The organism is Methylopila sp. 73B, assembly GCF_000526315.1.
Lineage (GTDB): Bacteria > Pseudomonadota > Alphaproteobacteria > Rhizobiales > Methylopilaceae > Methylopila.
In genome coordinates this window covers 3,348,941-3,367,709 of the sequence record NZ_JAFV01000001.1, presented here as the reverse complement: position 1 = coordinate 3,367,709, position 18,769 = coordinate 3,348,941, and the positions used below count along the sequence as shown (strand labels likewise).

17 protein-coding genes are annotated in these 18,769 nt (G+C 71.5%); 3 read left to right on the top strand and 14 right to left on the bottom strand.

Features of this window, described 5'->3' with window-relative positions; all coding sequences use genetic code 11:
- Positions 1–37: 37 nt before the first annotated feature.
- The 9 genes from K244_RS0116205 to K244_RS0116165 all read right to left on the bottom strand — a co-directional run bounded on the left by K244_RS0116205 (position 38) and on the right by K244_RS0116165 (position 12,740).
- Positions 38–4,852 carry an NAD-glutamate dehydrogenase gene (locus K244_RS0116205; RefSeq protein WP_020187331.1) on the bottom strand — a complete coding sequence of 1,605 codons (4,815 nt, stop codon included), beginning with the start codon at positions 4,850–4,852 and terminating at the stop codon, positions 38–40.
- A gap of 106 nt (positions 4,853–4,958) precedes the next feature.
- On the bottom strand, positions 4,959–5,777 hold the full coding sequence (gene gluQRS / locus K244_RS0116200) for a tRNA glutamyl-Q(34) synthetase GluQRS (RefSeq protein WP_020187330.1): 819 nt from the start codon (positions 5,775–5,777) through the stop codon (positions 4,959–4,961).
- Between the two features lie 71 nt (positions 5,778–5,848).
- Positions 5,849–6,835, bottom strand: coding sequence for a cysteine synthase A (cysK, locus tag K244_RS0116195; protein WP_020187329.1), 987 nt, complete (start codon positions 6,833–6,835; stop codon positions 5,849–5,851).
- 118 nt (positions 6,836–6,953) lie between these two features.
- Entirely contained in the window at positions 6,954–7,421 is a 468-nt protein-coding gene (locus K244_RS0116190) for an Rrf2 family transcriptional regulator (protein ID WP_020187328.1), read from the bottom strand.
- Between the two features lie 17 nt (positions 7,422–7,438).
- Positions 7,439–7,888 (bottom strand): dUTP diphosphatase, encoded by a 450-nt coding sequence (gene dut / locus K244_RS0116185; protein ID WP_020187327.1) that lies wholly within the window; start codon positions 7,886–7,888, stop codon positions 7,439–7,441.
- Entirely contained in the window at positions 7,885–9,096 is a 1,212-nt protein-coding gene (gene coaBC, locus K244_RS0116180; RefSeq protein ID WP_020187326.1) for a bifunctional phosphopantothenoylcysteine decarboxylase/phosphopantothenate--cysteine ligase CoaBC, read from the bottom strand. The genes dut and coaBC overlap by 4 nt, the downstream gene beginning before the upstream one ends.
- Positions 9,097–9,166: 70 nt before the next feature.
- Positions 9,167–10,738, bottom strand: coding sequence for a 2-polyprenylphenol 6-hydroxylase (gene ubiB, locus K244_RS0116175; protein WP_020187325.1), 1,572 nt, complete (start codon positions 10,736–10,738; stop codon positions 9,167–9,169).
- Between the two features lie 64 nt (positions 10,739–10,802).
- Complete coding sequence (gene ubiE / locus K244_RS0116170) at positions 10,803–11,576, bottom strand: bifunctional demethylmenaquinone methyltransferase/2-methoxy-6-polyprenyl-1,4-benzoquinol methylase UbiE (protein WP_020187324.1); 774 nt, start codon at positions 11,574–11,576, stop codon at positions 10,803–10,805.
- A 72-nt stretch (positions 11,577–11,648) separates the two neighbouring features.
- The gene (locus tag K244_RS0116165) at positions 11,649–12,740 is read right to left on the bottom strand and encodes a DUF2125 domain-containing protein (RefSeq protein WP_020187323.1); all 1,092 of its coding nucleotides are present in this window, start codon (positions 12,738–12,740) and stop codon (positions 11,649–11,651) included.
- 131 nt (positions 12,741–12,871) lie between these two features.
- On the opposite strand from K244_RS0116165, the gene K244_RS0116160 reads away from it, so the two are divergent.
- Positions 12,872–13,414: a gamma-glutamylcyclotransferase gene (locus K244_RS0116160; RefSeq protein ID WP_020187322.1), complete on the top strand. Its 543-nt coding sequence runs from the start codon at positions 12,872–12,874 to the stop codon at positions 13,412–13,414.
- Here K244_RS0116160 and K244_RS0116155 read toward each other — a convergent pair.
- The 5 genes from K244_RS0116155 to ftsE all read right to left on the bottom strand — a co-directional run bounded on the left by K244_RS0116155 (position 13,315) and on the right by ftsE (position 17,131).
- Positions 13,315–13,818, bottom strand: a complete 504-nt coding sequence (locus tag K244_RS0116155; RefSeq protein ID WP_024816551.1) for a hypothetical protein — start codon at positions 13,816–13,818, stop codon at positions 13,315–13,317. The genes K244_RS0116160 and K244_RS0116155 overlap by 100 nt on opposite strands.
- A gap of 73 nt (positions 13,819–13,891) precedes the next feature.
- Positions 13,892–14,695 (bottom strand): lysophospholipid acyltransferase family protein, encoded by an 804-nt coding sequence (locus K244_RS0116150; RefSeq protein WP_020187321.1) that lies wholly within the window; start codon positions 14,693–14,695, stop codon positions 13,892–13,894.
- A gap of 19 nt (positions 14,696–14,714) precedes the next feature.
- Positions 14,715–15,416: a YdcF family protein gene (locus K244_RS0116145; RefSeq protein WP_155932035.1), complete on the bottom strand. Its 702-nt coding sequence runs from the start codon at positions 15,414–15,416 to the stop codon at positions 14,715–14,717.
- A gap of 63 nt (positions 15,417–15,479) precedes the next feature.
- Positions 15,480–16,475 carry an ABC transporter permease gene (locus K244_RS0116140; RefSeq protein ID WP_020187319.1) on the bottom strand — a complete coding sequence of 332 codons (996 nt, stop codon included), beginning with the start codon at positions 16,473–16,475 and terminating at the stop codon, positions 15,480–15,482.
- Positions 16,472–17,131 carry a cell division ATP-binding protein FtsE gene (gene ftsE / locus K244_RS0116135; protein WP_020187318.1) on the bottom strand — a complete coding sequence of 220 codons (660 nt, stop codon included), beginning with the start codon at positions 17,129–17,131 and terminating at the stop codon, positions 16,472–16,474. Before ftsE ends, K244_RS0116140 begins: the two co-directional genes overlap by 4 nt.
- A gap of 169 nt (positions 17,132–17,300) precedes the next feature.
- Here ftsE and K244_RS0116130 point away from each other — a divergent pair, with 169 nt between their 5' ends.
- Positions 17,301–18,185, top strand: coding sequence for a zinc-ribbon domain-containing protein (locus K244_RS0116130; RefSeq protein ID WP_020187317.1), 885 nt, complete (start codon positions 17,301–17,303; stop codon positions 18,183–18,185).
- 29 nt (positions 18,186–18,214) lie between these two features.
- Entirely contained in the window at positions 18,215–18,763 is a 549-nt protein-coding gene (gene hpt, locus K244_RS0116125) for a hypoxanthine phosphoribosyltransferase (protein ID WP_020187316.1), read from the top strand.
- Positions 18,764–18,769: the final 6 nt, after the last annotated feature.

Sequence of the window (18,769 nt, the reverse complement as noted above, 5' to 3'; positions counted from 1 at the left end):
GGGGCTCGCGTAACGCAGGCGTGGCGGGACGCGCAGTCTACGCCACGTCCCGCGCCAAATCTCCGAGCAGGCTGGAGGCCACCGTCAGCCGCGCGAGCGTGAGCCCGCCGCCGGCGATCTCGCCGACCGCGCGGCGCACGCGGGCGACGTCGGGAGCGTTCTCGGCCCACGCCGACACCGCCGGCCACCCGTCGAGGCCGGGCTGGGCCACGAGCGCCGCGACCGCCATGGCCCGCGCGGCGAAGCCGATCTGGTCCAGCCCGCGGTCGAGCGCGAGGCGGTCGTAATAGTCCGCCACGCCGATCGCCTGCGCCGACCGCACCATCCGGGCGAGCTGGAACTCGTCGGCGACCGCGAACAGCGCCGCCGCGGCGACGTCGATCGGCCGGCCGGTCCTTTCGGCGATCAGCACCGCGTCGGTCGCCCCCTCCATGGCGAGCAGAGCCGAGAACCGCACCGCGAGCGGGCCCGGCAGGCCCGCGCGCACGAGCTCGGTCGCCCGGGCGGACCGGCGGGCCGCCGCGTCAGGCCCGAGCGCGTCGTCGAGCCCGGCGGCCACCGCGTCCACCCCGGCCCGGAAGCGGGCGACGACGCTGTCAAGGCCGCCGTCGAGATCGACGTTGCGGAGGAACCAGACCATGCGGTGGAGCAGCAGTTCGCGCATGCCGGCGTAGAGATCGAGCTGGAGAGCGCCGGGGATCTTGGCGTCCAGCGCGTCGATCTCGTCGTGCACCTCGTCCATGCGGAACGCGTCGCGCGCCACCGCGAAGGCGGCGGCGATGCGGGACGGCGGCGCCCCGGTCTGGTCCATCAGCCGGACCACGAGCGCCGGCCCACCGCGGTTGATCATGGCGTTCGCGAGCATGGTCGCGATGATCTCCCGCCGCAGCCGGTGGCCGGCGATCGCCTCCGCGAAGCGCTCGCGCATCAGCGTCGGGAAATAGCGGACCAGCTCCTTCGCGAGGTAGGGATCGTCCGGCGTGCCGGAGGCGAGCAGGTCGTCGTAGAGCGCGATCTTGGACCAGGCCAACAGCACCGCGATCTCGGGCCGCTCCAGCGGATCGCCGGCGCGCACGCGCTCGGCGAGCGTGGCGTCGTCCGGCAGGGTCTCGACCGCGCGATCGAGCAGGCCGCGGGCCTCGAGCGCCTGCATCAGCCGCGACTGGAAGCCCGCCTCGTCGACGCCGGCGCGCTGGCTGAGCGAGATCGCCAGCGTCTGGTCGTAGTTGTTGGCGAGGACGAGCCCCGCGACCTCGTCGGTCATCTCGCTGAGGATGCGGTTGCGCTCCTCGAGCGCCAGCGCGCCGTCGCGCACGGGGCCGGCGAAGGCGATCTTGATGTTCACCTCCACGTCCGAGGTGTTGACCCCCGCGGAGTTGTCGATGGCGTCGGAGTTGATCCGCACGCCCTTGGCCGCCGCCTCGATGCGGGCCTTCTGGGTGACGCCGAGGTTGGCGCCCTCGCCCACCACCTTCACCCGGAGGTCCGGCGCGACGACGCGGATGGCGTCGTTGGCGCGGTCGCCGGCCTGCTCGTCGGTCTCGCTCGTCGCCCGCACATAGGTGCCTATGCCGCCGAACCAGAGCAGGTCCGCGGGCGCCTTGAGGATCGCGCTCATCAGCTCCTGCGGCGTGGCGCTCGCCGTGTCGAAGCCGAGCGCGGCGCGGACGGGCTCCGACAGCGGGATCGTCTTCAGGCTGCGGGCGAAGACGCCGCCTCCGGCCGAGATCTTAGCGGCGTCGTAGTCCTTCCAGCTCGAGCGCGGCAGCGCGAACAGGCGCTTGCGCTCCGCGAACGAGACGGCGGGGTCCGGATCGGGGTCGAGGAAGATGTCGCGGTGGTCGAAGGCTGCGAGGAGCTTGATCGCAGGCGACAGCAGCATGCCGTTGCCGAAGACGTCGCCCGACATGTCGCCGACGCCCACCACCGTGAAGGGCGTGGTCTGGATGTCGACGTCCATCTCGCGGAAATGCCGCTTCACCGCCTCCCACGCGCCCCGCGCGGTGATGCCCATGGCCTTGTGGTCGTAGCCGACGGAGCCGCCCGAGGCGAAGGCGTCGCCGAGCCAGAAGCCGCGGGCCTCGGCGATGCCGTTCGCGGTGTCGGAGAAGGTGGCGGTGCCCTTGTCCGCGGCCACCACGAGGTAGGGGTCGTCGCCGTCGTGGCGGACGACCGCCTCGGGCGGAACCAGCTCGTCGCCCTTCAGGTCGTCCGTGACGTCCAGCAGCGCGTTGATGAAGATCTTGTAGGCCTCGGTTCCTTCCGCGAACCAGGCGTCACGAGGCGCCGCGGGCAGCTGCTTCGGCACGAAGCCGCCCTTGGCGCCCACCGGCACGATGACCGCGTTCTTCACCTGCTGGGCCTTCACGAGCCCCAGCACCTCGGTGCGGAAATCCTGCGGCCGATCGGACCAGCGCAGGCCGCCGCGCGCGACCTTGCCGAAGCGGAGATGCACGCCCTCCACGCGCGGCGAATAGACCGAGATTTCGTAGAGCGGCCGCGGGGCGGGCAGGCCGTCGACCCTGGCGCTCTCCAGCTTGAAGGCGAAGGTGCGCTTCAGCCCTCCCGCGGCGTCGTCCTGGAAGAAGTTGGTGCGCTGGCAGGCCTGCACGAAGTTCTCGAACCGGCGCAGGATGCGGTCTTCGTCCAGGCTGTCGACGGCGGCGAGCGCCTCCTCGATGCGGGCGACAATCGCGGCCTCGCGCGCGGCCCGGTCGCCGGGCGCGCCCGGCGTAAAGCGGACGTGGAACAGCTCGACGATCATCGCGGCGACGCCCGCGTGCTTCGTCAGAGTGGTCCACATGTAGTCCTGGTCGTAGGGGACCCGCGCCTGCCGGAGGTAGCGCGAGAGCGCCCGCACCAGCGCGATGTCCCGCCAGCCGAGACCGCCTTCGAGCGCCAGCGCGTTGTACCCGTCGCTTTCCGCGTCGCCGTTCAGCACCGCGATGAGCAGCGCCTCGAGCTGGGCGTCGAGCGCGGGCGTCAGCTCGAACGCGCCCCCGCTGGCGCGCTCCAGCGCCATGTCGTGGATAAAGACATGGGCCTCCGCCCCGAGACCCGCGGGCTCCGCGCGGTAGCTGCGCTCCTCGATCACCCGGAATCCCATGTTCTCGAGCATGGGGACGCGGCGCGACAGCGGGATCGGCGCCCCGCGCGAAAACACCTTCAGGCGGATCTCCGGCTCGCCGTCGCGGCGAAAGAAGTCGATCGCGAAACCGGCTTCGGCCGGCAGGCGCTCGATGTGGCCAAGATCGACCACAGCCTCCGCCGGCGAGGTGCGCGACTCGTAGGCGCGGCCGAACGCGTGGCCGTAGCGCTGCGCCAGCCGGCGTGCCTCGGCGCCTGTGCGGCTGGCCGAAAGCGCGGTCCGCAGCAGGTCGCCCCAGGTCGCCGCCTGCCGCGCGACGTCCTCGTCGAGCGCGGCGGGATCGATCTGCGGGGGCGGGCCGTCGAGCTCGACCACAAACTGGACGCGGGCGAGCGGACCCTCGGGGAAAGCGGGATAATAGGCGCTCAGGCGCCCGCAGAGACGCTCGGCCAGCCGCTGACCGATGCGCGCGCGCACGGCGGAGTCGTAGCGCTCGCGCGGCACGTAGACGAGCGCCGAGGCGAAGCGTTCGAACCGGTCGACCCGAAGCAGCGCCTTCACGCGCGGGCGTTCGTAGAGCGCGAGAATCTCCATCGCGGTGTCGAACAGCGCGTCGGCGTCGACCTGAAACAGCTCGTCGCGCGGGTGGGTCTCCAGCACGGTCGCCAGCGCCTTGCCGGAGTGGCTGTCCGGATCGAAGCCCGCGCGGCGGATGACCTGATCGATCTTGCGGCGGACCACCGGCAGGCTGCGGGCCGGCCGGGTGTAGGCCGAGGCGGTGAACAGGCCCACGATGCGGAGCTCGCCGACGAGGCGGCCGTCGCCGTCGAACCGCTTCACGCCGACGTAGTCCATGTGCCGCCGCCGAAAGACCTTTGCGTGCACGCTCGCCTTGGTGACGATCAGCGGCTTCGGCTCGTGCAGGAAGGCCCGTATCTCGGGCGTGAGGTTGACCAGCTGGCCGCCGCGACGGAGCACGCGGGCGGCGGGATCGCGCAGCGCGCCGAGGCCCGTTTCGGACAGCTGCTCCAGCCGCTCGTCGTCGCCCTCCCCCTTCAGCGCGTACTCGCGGGCGCCGAGGAAAATGAACTCGTCGCCGTCGAGCCATTGCAGGAACTGGATCGCCTCCGCGATCTCGCCGACGTCGAGCGGCGGCGGCGTCTCCTTGAAGGCGGCGACCTGCGCCTGCACGAGCGTTCGCATGGCCTCGTAGTCCTCGGTCGCCTTTCGGACCTCGGCCAGCACGTCCTCAAGCGCCGCGACCAGATCGGCGCGGGCGGCCTCGTCGTCGATCCGGTCGACGTGCAGGTGGATCAGGCTCTCGCGCGGCGTGTCCTCCACCTCCGCGCGGTTGGCGTCGCCGAGGAAGCGGGCGAGCCTGCCGTCGGCGTCGCGCTCCACCGCGATGATGGGATGGGCCACGAGCCCCGCCGTCATGGCGCGCTCGCCGAGCTCGGCCAGCACGCTGTCGAGCAGGAACGGCATGTCGTCGTTGACGATCTCGATGACGGTCGTCTCGGCGCGGCCCCCGAGTTCGGGGTCGATCAGCCGAATATCGGCCTTCCCCGGGGCCCGGCGCGCCAGATGCCGCCACGCGTCGCTGGCGAGGGTCGCGAGCGCGTCCGGCTGAAGGGGTTCGAGATCGTCCAGCGCGGCGCGGGAGAACAGGGCCTCGACAAAGGCCGCCGGCGGTCCGTCCGCTTGGCTGGCCCGCTCCGCCGCGTCGCCGATGAGCCTGGTGCGGATGGCCTCGCCCTGCAGCATGATCGTCTCCTGGCATGCGCGGCGGCGGCCTCGACGGCCGGCCGTCAGAGCTGAACCTAGGTCGCAAAGCGCGACGGGTCGATAACGCTTCTGCGACGAGGCCCGCTCAGGCCGCCCCGACCGCGCGCAGGACGTCCTCGCGCGACCACCCCTCCGCCCGCAGCGACCGCAACGACGGCGAGCCGCGGCTCTTCGACAGCTTCCCGCCGTCGGGCGCCAGCAGGATCGGATGGTGGCGGTAGGCGGGCTCCGGCAGATCGAGCAGGCGCTGGAGCAGCCGGTGAACGGCGGTCGCCTCGTAGAGGTCGCGGCCGCGCACGACGTGGGTGACGCCCTGCGCCGCGTCGTCCACGACCACGGCGAGATGGTAGCTCGTCGGCGTCTCCTTGCGCGCGAGTACGACGTCGCCCCAGAACTCGGGCCGGGCCTCGATCGCGCCGACGCCCTCCTCCCGCCAGAAAAGGCGCTCGTCGCCGAGCGCCCCCAGCGCCTTCGCCATATTCAGACGATGCGCGGCGGGGCCGTCCGGATCGGCTGGACGGGCGCCCCCGAGCGGCAGGCGCACGGCGCCGTCCGGATCGCGCGCAGCGGCCGGCGGCGCGGCGGCCGCGATGTCCGCCCGGGAAAGTCGGCAGGGATACAGCAGCCCCTTCGCGTCGAGGCGAGACAGGGCCGCGGCGTAGAAGTCGAAGCGCTCGGACTGGCGAACGACCGGGCCGTCCCAGCGGAAGCCGAGCCACGCCAGATCCTCCTCGATCGCCGTGGCGAACTTGGCCTTCGACCGCTGCGGATCGATGTCCTCGATCCGCAGCAGAACGCGTCCCCCAATGGCCTCCGCGGCGCGCCAGACCGCAGAGGCCGACGCCGCGTGGCCGAGATGGAGCAGCCCCGTCGGCGACGGGGCGAAGCGAAAGACGGGCGTCATGTCAGATGGTCATGCCGGACCAATGTCAGCATGACCATCCCAAAGCCGGCGGGACGCGGAAGCCGCCGCTCTCAGAGGCCCTCGAACAGCGCGGTCGAGAGATAGCGCTCGGCGAAGCTCGGGATGATGATCACGATGTTCTTGCCGGCGGCCTCGGGCCGGGCGCCGATCTCCAGCGCGGCGGCGATCGCGGCTCCCGAGGAGATGCCGACGGGGACGCCTTCGAGGCGGGCGACGAGGCGCGCCGTCTCGAACGAGGTCTGGTTGCCGACGGTCACGACCTCGTCGATCACCGAGCGATCGAGCACGCCCGGCACGAAGCCGGCGCCGATGCCCTGGATCTTGTGCGGTCCGGGCTGTCCGCCGGAAAGCACGGGCGAGTCCTCGGGCTCCACCGCGACGATCTTCAGCGTGCTCTTGCGCGGCTTAAGCGCGGAGCCGACGCCGGTGATGGTGCCGCCGGTGCCGACGCCGGACACGATGTAGTCGACCTCGCCGTGCGTGTCGTTCCAGATCTCCTCCGCTGTGGTGCGGCGGTGGATGTCCGGGTTGGCCGGGTTCTCGAACTGCTGCGGGATGATCGCGTTCGGGATCTCCTGCACCAGCTCCTGGGCGCGGGCGACGGCGCCCTTCATGCCTTTCGGACCCTCGGTCAGCACCAGCTCCGCGCCGAGCAGCGCCAGCATCTTGCGGCGCTCGATCGACATGGTCTCGGGCATCACGAGGATCAGACGGTAGCCACGCGCCGCCGCCGTAAAGGCGAGCGCGATGCCGGTGTTGCCGGAGGTCGGCTCCACGAGCACGCTGTCGGGCTTCAGCACGCCGTCGCGCTCCAGCGCGTCGATCATGGCGACGCCGATGCGGTCCTTCACGCTCGCGATCGGGTTGAAGAACTCCAGCTTCGCCAGCAGGTTGGCCTTCACGCCCTTGTGCTTGGCGAGGCGGTCCAGCCGGACGAGCGGGGTATCGCCGATCGTGTCGGTGATGCTGTCGTAGATGCGGCCCCGGCCCGGGGCGCGCTCGGGGGCCGCTTCCGTCTTGAACGCAGGCTGGCTCATGGGACCTCTCCTAGGAGACCTGTTTCTCGGGCCCTTCGCCTCTGCGCGTCGGGCCATGTTCTAGTCTGAGCCTACCAAACCCACAGAACATTGTCGATAAAATCGATATTATGCGTCGCTATATTGTGAAATCGTAGGTCTGCCGGCTGTCGCCGAACACGCGACGGCGTTCGGCCTCCTGGCACAGGTCCTCGACGTTGATCTCGTCGAGCCGTTCGAGAAAGCTCTCGGAGGCGGAGCGGATCATCGGCTTGACCACCTCCGCTACCAGCAGGGAGCCCCCCTCGCGGACCTCGCGCGCAGCGAGCGCGTCGACGTCCTCCTCCTCGCCCATGGCGGCACGAACGATGTCCGCGATCGAGATGCGCCGGCGCTCGCGCGCGAGCTCATATCCGCCGCGAGGTCCGCGGACGCCCTTGAGGATGCCGGTGCGCACGAGAACCTGCAGCAGCGTCTCGAGATGCCGCGGGGGCAGGCCATGGCGGGCGGCGAGGATCTTGGCGGCGATCGGCGTGGGACGCGCGTGGTAGGCGATGTCCACGACCGCCGCCACGGCGAGCAGGCTGCGGCGCGGCAGCAAATTCATGACCTCTCCTTCCGACCTCACCGTCCCGTGGAGCCGAAGCCGCCCTCCCCGCGCCCGCTGGGATCGACCGCCTCCGCTTCGACGACCATGGCGCGCGCGACCGACGCCAGCACCAGCTGGGCGATCCGCGCTCCACGCGTCACCGCGAAGGGTTCGTCCCCGTGATTCACGAGAAGAACCTTCAACTCGCCGCGATAGTCCGCGTCGATCGTCCCGGGAGCGTTCAGCACCGTCACCCCGTGACGAAGCGCGAGGCCCGAACGCGGTCTGACCTGGGCTTCGAACCCCGTGGGGAACTGGAGCACCAGCCCTGTCGGGACAAGAGCGCGCGCGCCCGGCGCGATCACGATCGGCGCATCCGCCGGCACGGCCGCAGGCAGATCGAGGCCGGCGGCCGCCGAGGTCTCGTAAGCCGGGGTCGGAAGCCCCTCGCCGTGGGGGAGACGCAGGATGCGGAGTTCGGTCATGGCCGCGGCCTCAGGGCGGCTGCGAAGCGCGCGACGAGCGCCTCGGCGACGGCTTCCTTGGTCATTGTCTCCCAGGATTCGACGCCGCCGCTCCCGACGAGATGCACGGTGTTGCGCGCGCCGCCCATGACGCCGCCGCCCCCGGCCGAAACGTCGTTCGCCACGATCAGGTCGCAGCCCTTGCGGGCGAGCTTGGCGCGCGCGTTGTCCAGCACGTTCTCGGTCTCCGCCGCGAAGCCCACCACCAACTCCGGCCGCCCCTCGGTCCTGCGGGCGACGCTCGCCAGGATGTCGGGGTTCTCGACCAGCGTCAGCGTCGGAGGGCCGCCTGCGCCCTTTTTGATCTTCTGGACGGCGTCCTCGGCCACCCGCCAGTCGGCCACGGCGGCGGCGAACACCGCCACGTCCGCCGGCGGCGCGGCCTCCACGGCGGCCAGCATCTCCCGGGCGCTCTCCACATGGACCGTCGTCACGCCGGCGGGATCGGGCAGCGCCACGGGGCCGGACACCAGCGTGACCTCCGCGCCCGCCCGCGCGGCGGCGGCGGCGATGGCGTGGCCCTGGCGGCCGGACGAGCGGTTCGCCAGCACGCGCACGGGATCGATCGGCTCATGCGTCGGGCCCGACGTCACCAGCACCCGCCGGCCCGCCAGCCCGCCGGCGGTCGGCCGCAGCCGCGCTTCGACGGCGGCCACGATCGCGAGCGGCTCGCTCATCCGGCCGAGCCCGCTCTCGCCGCGCTCGGCCATAAGGCCCTCCTCGGGGCCGACGAACGCGACGCCCTGCGCCTCGAGCCAGGCCACGTTTCGACGCGTGGCGGGGTGCGCCCACATCGTCGGGTTCATGGCGGGGACCGCGAGCACTGGCGCGGTGGTGGCCAACAGCGTGGTCGAGGCGAGGTCGTTGGCGAGCCCGTTCGCCATCTTGGCGAGCAGGTCGGCCGTCGCCGGCGCCGCCACCACCAGATCGGCGTCGCGGGCGAGCCGGATGTGGCCCACGTCCTGCTCCTGCGTCAGGTCGAACAGCTCCTGGAACACCGGCTCCGCCGTGAGCGTCCCGACCGACAGCGGGGTCACGAACTCCGCCGCGGCTTTGGTCAGGATCGCGCGGACGGAGAAGCCGCGCTCCTTCAGACGGCGGATCAGGTCGAGCGTCTTGTAGGCGGCGATGCCGCCGCCGATGACGAGCAGGATGCGGGAGGAGCTCATGCGCTGACGCCGTACGTTGAGGACGAGGGGACCAATGGATGCCGATCCAGGCGCCGCGTCCGAGCCTCGCTTAGCGGAAGACGTATACCAGCAGCCCGACCGCAATCGCGATCAAGGCCAGATTGCTCCACAGCGCCGCGCGGCGGACGCCGCCGACGATCGCCTGGATGCTTTCCTCCGAATAGCTCAGGCCGCCGCGCACGACCTCCTCGAACTCGATCGAGGTGCGTTCGATCCGCAGCAGAAGCTCCGGCACGGCGCCGAGGCCCCGCACGAGCTGACGGAGCTCTTCGGCCGCCGTCTCGGCGATTCCGATCGGCCCGAGGTTGCGCTCGAGCCATTCGCGGACGACGGGGGCCGCCGTCGCCCACATGTCGAGCTTCGGGTCGAGCGACCGCGCGACGCCCTCCACCACCACCATGGTCTTCTGCAGCATCAGCAGCTCGGGCCGCGTCTGCATCTGGAACAGCTCCGTCACCTCGAACAGCAGCGTGAGCAGCTTGGCCATCGAGATCTGGTCGGCGGTGCGGGAATGGATCGGCTCGCCGATGGCGCGGAGCGCGCGGGCGAACTCGTCGACCGACTGGTCAGCCGGAACATAGCCGGCTTCAAAATGCACCTCGGCGATTCGCTTGTAGTCGCGGGTGATGAAACCGTGAAGGATTTCGGCGAGGAAGCGCCGCTCCTTCTTGCCGAGCCGGCCGGTCAGGCCGAAGTCGACCGCGATCAGGCCGCCGCCCGCGTCCACGAACAGGTTTCCCGGGTGCATGTCGGCGTGAAAGAAGCCGTCGCGCATGGCGTGCCGCAGGAAGGTCTGCATCACCAGCTGGCCCAGCGCCGGTAGGTCGAGCCCCGCGGCCACCAAGCCCTCGCGGTCCGAGAGCTTGATCGCCGCGATCCACTCCATGGTGAGCACGCCGCGCGCGGTGCGCTCCCAGTCCACCTCGGGCACGCGGAAACCGGGGTCTGCGGCGGTGTTCTCCGCGATCTCCGAGAGGGCGGCGGCTTCGAGGCGCAGGTCCATCTCGATCGCGACCGAGCGCGCCAGCGTCTCCACCACCACGACGGGCTTCAAACGCCGGGCCTTCGGGACCCAGCGCTCGATCATGCGCGCGATGGCGAGGAAGGCCTCGAGATCCCGCCCGATCCGATGCGCGACGCCGGGGCGCAGCACCTTGACCGCGACCACGCGCTCGCCGAAGGCGTCGCGCACCGTCGCCTGATGCACCTGGGCGATCGAGGCCGCCGCCACCGCAGGCCCGAGCGCGACGAAACGGGCCGCGAGCGGCGCCGCCAGCGCCTCTTCGATCGCGGCCTCGGCCTGGTCCTGGGGGAAGGGGTCGACGCGGTCCTGCAGACGTTCCAGGTCGCGCGCCGTCCGCAGGCCCACCACGTCGGGCCGGGTGGCGAGGAACTGGCCCAGCTTGACGTAGGACGGTCCAAGGCGCTGCAGCGCGCGGGCGAGGCCGTCGGCGCCGTCGGTCGCGCCGCGGCGCTCGATCAGGCGGCCGAGCCGGATCAGCGTACGAATGTGCGGCGGCAGGTCGATCGGATCCGCGAGCCGGAGCGCGCCCTCGCGCGCCATCACGAAGCCGCCGCGCGCGAGACGCAGCAGGTTCGGCGCGACGCTCAGTACGGACATGACGCCGCCGGCGCAGGTCGGCCGCCGGCGGGCGCGGCGGGGGCGTGCGGGATCGACGGTCCGCTCAAATTCGGAAGCCCAGATGCAGCGCGGCGACGCCGCCGGTCATGGGCGTCGCGGTCACCTGCTCGAAGCCCGCCTCGCGCATCATCTCGGCGAAGGTCGCCGCGTCGGGGAAGCGGCGGATCGACTCGACCAGATACTGGTAGGGCTCCGCGTCGCCGGCCACGAGCTTGCCGAGCTGGGGGATCACCCGGAACGAGAACGCGTCGTAGACCTTGTCGAGGCCGGGGACGTCGACGGTCGAGAACTCCAGCACCAGCGCCCGCCCTCCCGGCTTGAGCACGCGCCGCATCTCCTTCAGCGCCTTGGGGATGCGCGGAACGTTGCGGATGCCGAAGGCGATCGTGACCGCGTCGAAGGAGCGGTCCGGGAACGGCAGCTCCTCGGCGTTGCCCTGCACGAACTCGACCCGTTGGCCCAGCCGGCGCGCAGCCGCGCGCTCCTTGCCGACGGCGAGCATGGCGCCGTTGATGTCGAGCACCGTCACGTCGACGCCGGCGCCGCCCTGCTTCAGCGCGCGGAAGGCGATGTCGCCGGTGCCCCCGGCCACGTCCAGCATCTTGAACGGCCGTGCCGCTTTCGGGAGAGCGATCGCCGTCACCATCGCCGCTTTCCAGGCGCGGTGCAGGCCGCCGGACATCAGGTCGTTCATCAGGTCGTAGCGCGAGGCGACCTTGTGGAAGACGTCGTCGACCAGCCCCTGCTTCTCGGTCGTGCGCACGTCGGAAAAGCCGAAATGCGTGTCTTCGTCGTGCGTTGGGTCAGGTCGGTCCATGGCGTCCTCGGGAGGCGGAACGCTCCGCCTCGGGCGGCTGGACCCTACCGCGGCGGCCCGCGCCGCGCCAGATCAGAACAGGGGCGGCGACCGCCAGAGCTTCACGGGACCGATGGAGAGCCGCCCGTTCGCGATCCGGACGGGGTAAGCGGTGGCGGGCCGGTCGTCGAGGGTGGCCGGCGACCCCAGCATCTTGGCGCCGGCGCCGAGCAGCGACGACAGCAGGTCCTTCTTGCCGTCGCTCTCCTCGCCCGCCCCGAACAGGGTCTGGACGAGTTGGTCGACCCCGCGGGCGGTAAGGGTGAGCTTGCCCTCGGGCCGGCCTTCGATGTTCAGCGCGAGGTCGCCCTTGGCCTCGGCCGCCACGTCGCCGCGGGTAACGCGCGCCAGCGCGACATGCAGGCGACCGCCGGCCTCGGCGAAGGCCCGCAGCCGTTCGGAGGTCGGTTGCGGCGCGAGGTCGCCCACCCCACGCGCCTCGATCTGCAGTTCGCCCGACAGCGGCCCGGCGCCCACGGGCACCAGCGCGAGCGCCGGCGAGGTCGCCTGCTCGACGCGCACGGCCAGGTCGTAGACGCCGTCGGCTCCGTCCGGCGCGCGCCGGAGATGAAGCTCGAGATGCTTCGCCGCGCCGATCTCGTCGGCGCCCGCCACCAGCCGCGGCGCCGTCAGCGCGATCGAGGTGCGCTCGAACCGGCGGTCCGAAGAAACCGCGACGCTCGCCTGCGCGGTCGCGAACGACAGGGTGGCGTTGCGGCCGCTCCCGTCCGTTACCTCGATCGGCCCGCGGACGTCGCCGATCAGCCGGCGCGGATCGTAGATCTGGGCGACCGCGACGAAGCGCGGAGCGGTCGCAACGACCGGGCCGCCGTCCGCCGGCAGGCTCGCCGTCGCGCCGTTGCAGGACAGCTCGATCCGGAACGGAAACCCCGACGTGTCGCGTTCGGCGCAGGCGTAGGTCCGTCCGCGCTTGGCTTCGCGCGCGATCCAGGCGTCCGCGGCTTCGGTCGCCTTGCCCGCCGCCACGAACCAGAAGACGGACCAGCCCGCCGCCAGCGCGACGAGAAGCGCCACGGGCAGGAACACGCCCCAGCGCGACAAGCCGCGGGAGGGCGGCGGCGCCTCAGGAGAGCGGGTCGGGGGCGGCGACATCGGGGACGTCATGGGCGGATCTCATTCTCTGCGCGAGCAGGACGCGACGCGCCGTCGTCTTGCCGCGACGGCGCAGGGCTGGTACCGGAAACGGACGCCGCTTCTCCTGTCAATCGCTAGGGCCGGTCCTCGACCGCGACGGGATGATTCCGACCGACGTCGACCTGTGGGTGTTCGCCTACGGCTCCCTCATGTGGCGGCCGGGCTTCGCGTTCGTCGAGCAATCGCCGGCGACCGTCGACGGCTATCATCGCGCGCTCTGCATCGCCTCCCATCGCCACCGCGGCACCCCGGAGCGCCCGGGGCTCGTGCTCGGCCTCGACGAAGGCGGCTCATGCCAGGGCATCGCCTTCCGGGTCGACGCCGCGCATGTGCCGGGCGCCCTCGCCTATTTGCGCGAGCGCGAACTCGTGACCCACGTCTACCGCGAGACGCTGCTGCCGACGCGTCTCGACGGAGACCGCACCGTGCAGGCGCTCGCCTATGTCGTGGACCAGGAGCATCCCCAGTATGTGGGACTCCTGCCTCCGGAAGAGACCCTCGCGCGCGTCCGCTGCAGCGTCGGCGCGGCGGGCCCGAATCCCGATTACGTCCTGAACACCGTGCGGGAGTTGGAGCGGCTCGGCGTGACGGACCCGACGCTCGCCTGGCTCGCATCGGCGCTCACGCTCAGCACCGACGAGTAGGACTGCGCGCCGTCCGCGAGGTCGTCGATCGCGGCCTGCCGCTTCTCCGCGCTGAGCGCGATCAGATGCACGTGAGCCTCGACGCGCAGGCCCGGCTCGAGCCGAAGGCCGGGAAGCCTCGCCCCGCTCTCGCCGGCCCAGACGACGCGGCGCGAACCGTCCGCTTCGACCGCAACCACGAGCACGACGCCGTTCTCGATGCGGATCGCCTCGCCGAGCGGCATCACGGTCACGAGATAGCGCGCGCCGGACCGACCACGCCACACCCGGTAGCGGTCGTCGAACGAGCCTTCCTGCGCGACGCGCGCCAAACCCTGGTCGGCGGCGGTGGTGGTCGCCTCCGACGACATGGCGGCCGCGATTCGCGCAATGACGTCCGCAGCACGTTCGGCCGAATCAGTCATGAAAATCCTCCGCCGAAACCCTACCATGGTAAGGGTTTCGGCGTAGAGCCCGGCAGACTCGTCAACCGATAATTTATGGACGGAGAGGATCGCCCCCGGTATCCACAGGAGGCGCCCACGCAACGCCGAGCGATTCCGCCGCAAGCGCCGCGCTTCGGCCCTCGATGCGCTCCTGCAGAACGCGTTCGAAGGTCGCGCGGTCGAGACCGGGCGGTATCGGCTCGAGAAACTCGATGACCGTCCGGCCGGGCCGTCTCCGCCACGTTCCCCGCGGCCAGAACGCGCCTGTGTCCATCGCGACCGGCGTCACGGGAAGGTCGAGCTGGCGATAGAGATGGGACACCCCGTGCTTGTAGCGCGGGGGGGCGCCGATCAGGCGACGGGTGCCTTCGGGAAAGATGATGATTTGGCGATCTTCCGCGGCGACGATCTTCGCCTGCGCCAAGATCTGCGCCAGCGCGTCGGAGCCTGCCGATCGGTTGATCGCGATCATGCGCAGCCGCATCAGGAACCAGCCGAAGAACGGGATCCAGGTCAGTTCCCGCTTCAGAACGAACAGGGGATCGCGGATCGCCGGCACCATGGCGAAGGTCTCGAGCTCCGACTGGTGCTTCGCGGCGATGATGGCGGCGCCGGTCGGGATGTGCTCGCGGCCGCGGATCTCGACCTCGATGCCGAGGATCGCGTGGGTGAGCGCGACGCTGCGCCGGCACCAGAACTTCGCGACGGCGAGGACATGGCGTCGCGGCAGGAACAGCACGATCGGCAGGCTCACCGCCGCGATCGCGAAGGTCTGGAGCGTGAAGGCTACGGTGAAGCCGACGGAGCGCCAGAACACGGCGGCGCCGGCGCGGCGCGGGAGATGAGGCTCGGTCACGGGCAGGCGGTCGCGGCCGTCAGGAGCAGCAGGCCGCGGGCGACGGGCGCCCCTTGGCGGCCGTCTCGGTCTCGGCCAGGCGCGGCGCGAGGCGGACGCGCACGAGGGCGGCCACGTATTTCACGTATTCGCCGGCCAACAGCTTCGTCGTCGCCCAATCGCCCCACCACGGTTCTTCGCGCAGGCGCTCGGTGACGACGGCGTAGGGGATCAGTTCGATGTTCGGCATCTGCCGCGCGAGCTCCATCATCGTGCGTGGCATGTGATAGCCCGAGGTGACGACGACGAGCGAGCGAAACCCGTGGCGTTCGGCCCACCGCCGCGTCTCGATGGCGTTGCCCGCGGTGTTGAGCGCGCGGCGGCCGAGATCGACGCAGCAGCGCGCGAACTGGGCGTAATCCGGCTGGGCGCGCGCCAGCTCCTGCTCGGTGGTCGACGGATGAACCCCGGAGATCAGCAGACGGCGTCCGCTGCCGGAGGACAACAGGCGGAGGGCGTCGGCGAGGCGCTCAGCCCCTCCGGTCAGCGCCACGATGCCGTCGCCGCGGACCGAGGCCGGTGGTTCGTCCCGCGGCACGAGCGTGAGGAAGACGGCGAATCCGGCCCCGGCGATCGCGCCGGCGGTCAGCGAGACGACGAGCAGCGTGCGGGCGGCGCGCCAGAAGGCGCCGCCCGGCGGCGTCGCCGCTCCGCTGGTTCGCACCTGCGCCTGCCCGTCCATGCTGGTCACGCCGTCCTCATCATCCAAAGTGCGCCTCGGCGCGCGCCCTCGCAAGCCGCCCCGTCAATCCAGGGCGCGCAGCGTCCGGAACACGGTGACGCGCGAGGTCACGGCGGTGAGGACCGAGATCAGCACGACGATGGCCACGACGCCGGCGTAGGCGGTGGGTCCGACCTGAAACCTGCCGAACAGGGCGTCCATCTGGTCGACGGCGGCGCTGCCGACGCCCTGCTCGGCCGTCAGTTCGGCGAGCAGGAAGGTCGCGATCGCGGCGAGGCCGCCCGCAAGCCCTCCCTTGAGGCCGAGCCTCAGGAAGCGGCGCTGGAACTGGCCGGCGATGTAGCCGTCCTTGGCGCCGACGAAATGCAGCACCTGAACGATGTCGCGATTTCCGGCCATCGCCCCCCGCGTGGCGAAGACGACCGACAGCACCGTCGCGGCCAGCACCAGCGCGAGCACGCCGAGGCCGAGCGCGACCAGCGTGCGCGCCATGGCGACGAGACGATCGAGGAAGCGCCGGTGGTCGTCGAGCGAGGCGCCCGGCGCCTCCCGCTCGAGCGCCGCCTTCAGCGCGGCGGGATCGAAGCGACCGTCGTCCGACAGACGCAGCACCACGAGCCGCGGGATCGGCAGATCCGAGAACGACAGGCCGGCGCCGAGCCAGGGCTCCAGCAGACGGGCGGTCTCGGCCTCGCTGTAGGGCCGCACTTCGACGACGCCGGGCGCGGCGCGAGCGATCTCGGCGACGCGCGCTACCGCCGCGTTCATGTCGCGGCCGTCGGCGGGGCGGATCTGGACGGTCGTCTCGCGCACGATGTCCCGCTCCCAACCCGCCGCGGTGGCGCGCACGAGATCGACCGCGCCCGCGGTCAGGGCCGCGAGATAGGTCATGATCGCGATGACCATCACGAGGGTGTGGCCCGAGACGGAGGACGCGGGAACGATCGGCCCCTGCCGCCGCGCTTTGGGTGCGTTCGCGGTCTTCGTCTTCGGCTTGGGGCCGGTCTTCGGGGCCGGACGGCCCTTGGGCTCCGGCGCGGCGGCGGCGTTGGCGCTCATTCGTAGATATGGAGCCGGCCGTCGTGGAGCACGAGGCGGCGCGCGTCGTAGAGATCCATGAGGGCGATGTCGTGGGTGGCGATCACGACCGAGGTTCCGGATTTGTGAAGCTCGACGAAGAGCCGGAGGATGCGGCGCGCGAGCTGCGGGTCGACGTTGCCGGTGGGCTCGTCGGCGAGCAGCAGCTCGGGCCGCGCGACCAGCGCCCGGGCGATGGCCGCGCGCTGCTTTTCGCCGCCCGAGAGCACGGGCGGCAGGGCGTCGAGACGCTCCCCGAGTCCGACCCAGCCGAGCAGCTCGACGACTTCGGCACGATACGAGCTCTCGTCGCGGCCCGCCACCCTGAGCGGCAGCGCGACGTTCTCATAGGTCGTCATGTGGTCGAGCAGCCGGAAGTCCTGAAACACGACGCCGATCCGCCGGCGCAGGCCCGGCAGGTCCTTCTTCGGGAGCGTGGCCATGTCCCGGCCGAAGATGTTGACGAGGCCGCGCGTCGGCTTCAGCGCCAGGAACAGAAGGCGCAGCAGCGAGGTCTTGCCCGCTCCCGACGGCCCGGTCAGGAACTGGAACGAGTTCGATTCGATCTCGAACGTCAGGTCGCGCAGCACCTCGGGCCCGGGCCCGTAGCGCAGACCGACGTTTTCGAAACGCAGCATAGGCGGGAAATCCTGGTCCTTCGGGGCGGAATTCGGAGCCGGACTCCGTTGTCGCGCCGCACGTTTTAACGATCCATTAACGATAAAGTGGCGAGGTCGTGGTGAGACCCGGCGCCTCGACGCCGCGCCCGGTGCGCGGCCGCGGGCGGCCGGGGCGTCTGGACCCGCGATGCTGATCGTCTGCCCCGCCTGCTCAGCTTCCTATCGGCTCGCTCCGCAAGCGCTGGGCGCCGGCCGCAAGGTGCGTTGCGCGCGCTGCCGGACGGAGTGGTACGCCGACGCGCCGCTGGACGCCAAGCCCCCCCTCAAAGCCGAAGGCCTTCCCCGAGCCGGCGATCCATTCGCCGCGTGGGACGACCAGCGGAGCGTCGAACCGCAGCCGGACGAGCCGGAGTGGACGCTGGCGATCGACGAGCCTGAGCGAGAGACATCGCCGGACCTTCCGTCGATTTCCGGCTTCGATGAGGCCGACCCCGTCGACATGATGGGCGACGCGCCGATTGATCCCGAGCCCGACGCCCTCGCCGGCCGACGCCGCGCAGGCGCGCGGCAGCCCCGCGCCGGCCGCCCTGGAGCGCCGCCGCGGCGCCGGGCGCTCGTCAACGCCCTCGCGAAGCGCCCCGCCCTCGCCGCCGCGGCGTTGGGCGTCGGCGCCCTGTTCGTGGCGATCCTGATGCGCGCCGATCTGGTCGAGGCGGCGCCGTCTCTGGCCTCGCTCTACGCTCGCATCGGGATGCCGGTGAACGTGCGCGGTCTCGAGATCTCCGGCGTGCGCTCCGTCGAGGAGATGGAGGAAGGCGCGCCCATGCTGCTCGTGACCGGCACGATCGCGAACGTCGCGCGGGGGCCGCGCGACGTTCCGCGCCTGCGGCTCGCCGTCGTCGCCGACGACGGACGCGAAGTCTACTCCTGGACGACCGTCGCCGGGCGCACGAAGATCGGCGTCGGCGAGACCACCCAGTTCAAAGCGCGCCTGGCCTCCCCGCCCGCCGAGGGGCGGCGGATCGTCGTGCGCTTCCTCGCTCGGCAAGACCTCGCGACGCACCCGCGCTAGACACCCGGGCGCCTCTCGAAAGGAACGACATGATCCGTCGCCTGAACGTCCTGTTCGACGCCTCCACGATCGCCGAGCGCAACGCGGAGCTCGCCGCCGCGATCGCCGCGGCGGGAACCGAGCGGCTGCTCGTGATCGCCGTGCTGAAGGGCAGCTTCGTCTTCGCGGCGGATCTGATCCGCGCCCTGCACGCGGCGGGCCTCGCGCCCGAGGTCGAGTTCATCTCGCTGTCGAGCTACCGCGAGGCCACCGTCTCGTCCGGAGCGGTGAAGATCGTCCACGACATCGAGAGCGAGGTCGCCGGCCGCGACGTGCTGCTGGTGGACGACATCCTGGAATCGGGCCGCACCCTCGCCTACGCCAAGGACCTGATGGCGGCGCGCGGCGCGCGGCGGGTGCTCACCTGCGTGCTGCTCGAGAAGCCGCACAAGCGCGCGGTGGTGATCGACGCCGATTTCGTCGGCTTCAAATGTCCCGACCATTTCGTGGTGGGCTACGGCATGGACGTGGCCCACGCCTACCGGGAGCTTCCATTCGTCGGCGTCGTCGAGGTCGACGCCGACGACGGTCCGACCTGAGGAGAC